Genomic DNA, 1,807 nt, shown 5'->3' with positions numbered 1-1,807 from the left:
TATTGCGTGTGCCTCTTCTCCTTCTTGAGCATTTAAGGAATTCTTATCTATATCTAAAACAAGAGTAGTTTCTCCACTATAAGTTATAGTTTGACTTAATCTTTGACCTAGGGTATTTACACTAATGATAGGGTTATCTTTAAATGGAGCTTTGGAAGTAATAGTTGCTTTAGCTTCACCGCTAGCATTAAATACTTTATCAGATTTAGTTAAAGTAGCATCCCCACTTAAACTCCATTCTACTTTTTCATTAGCTTTACCAGCTTTTAATATTGCGTGTGCCTCTTCTCCTTCTCTTTTTAAGAAAGAATCTTTGTCAATATCCAAAACAAGTTTAATGTCTTGTTTGTATACATAAATCCAATCTGTTGAAAAATCCGCTGATTTGTTTTTTGTTTTCATATACTTAAATTTGATATTGAATTTATCTGTTTTTGATGTCCAAACTCCATAAAATTCCAAAGTAGCCTTACCGCTAGAATTTACTTTAACATGATCTTGTTTTGGCTGAGCTATAGACAAGAAATTATGATAAATTTCAATTTCCGTATTTGGAATTAAATTGCTTACCTCAAGATTAAAATCTTGGTTTAAGTTTACTGTTTTTTCATGACCTTTATAATTAGGATAAACAATACTAGGGATATATTCTTTATCTACATATGCAATAGTAGTACTAACACTTTGTCCGATAGTTTCTACACTAATTACAGGGTTAGCTTTAAACGGAGCCTTAGAAGTAATAGTTGCATATGCATATCCACTACGATTAAAAGTTGTATCATGACTGCCTAAAGTAGCATCACCATCTTTTAAACTCCATTCTACTTTAGCACCTTTTTTGCCACCTTTTAATGTGATATTAGCTTGTGTATTTTCTTCTGTGTATATTGTCCTATCTCCTTCAAATTTTAATTCTCTTTGATAAAGCTTAATTTTATCTGCGGTGAACTCTGCTTTGCTTACTCCTGTTTTCATATAACTAAACTTAATAGTAAGTTCTTTAACACTATAATCACTAATACCACTAAATTCTAAAGTAGCTTCACCCTTATCATTAACATTAAAGCTTTCTTTTTTAGCTTTTACTCCTTTACTTCCACTGATTTTATCAATGGTTGAATTTGGTAATAAACCACTTACTTTTAACACATAATCTGAGTCATAATCTATGGTATTTTTTAAAGTATCAAAAGGGAGCCAACTTGGATCATATGAAGGATATTCTACTTCAGGAGTATAAATTTTTCTATTATACTTAATACTTTTTGTAAAAGAACTACCCAAAGCATTGACTTTTAACATAATATCATTCTCAAACGGAGCCTTGGAAGTAATAGTTGCTTTAGCTTCACCACTAGCATTAAATGTTGCTTCTTGATTACTTAAAGTAGCATCCCCGCTTAAACTCCATTCTACTTTAGAACCTGTTTTTCCACCTTTTAATACAGCGTGTACTACCTCTCCTTCTTGAGTATAAAGTGTTTCTTTATCAAGTTCTAAATTCAATTTTCTTTGATAAAGATTAATTTTATCTGCAGTTATTTCAGTCTTAGTAATAACTGATTTCATATAACTAAACTTAATAGTAAGTTCTTTAACACTAGGATCACTAATACCACTAAATTCTAAAGTAGCTTCACCCTTATCATTAACATTAAAGCTTTCTTTTTTAGCTTTTACTCCTTTACTTCCACTGATTTTATCAATGGTTGAATTTGGTAATAAACCGCTTACTTTTAACACATAATCTGAGTCATAATCTATGGTTTTATCTAATGTTTTCCAAAAACTTACTTTATAAGAA

1 protein-coding gene is annotated in these 1,807 nt (G+C 30.2%); it reads right to left on the bottom strand.

Annotated features, from left to right (window positions below):
* On the bottom strand, nucleotides 1–1,807 hold a 1,807-nt coding region (locus L8W57_RS07810), incomplete at both ends, for a hypothetical protein (RefSeq protein ID WP_263662323.1).

The sequence above is a fragment of the Campylobacter sp. IFREMER_LSEM_CL1890 genome (genome assembly GCF_025772045.1).
In the GTDB taxonomy this organism is placed as follows: Bacteria; Campylobacterota; Campylobacteria; order Campylobacterales; family Campylobacteraceae; genus Campylobacter_D; species Campylobacter_D lari_D.
Note: the sequence above shows the minus strand (reverse complement) of the source record. Positions and strands in the feature narration are given on the sequence as shown.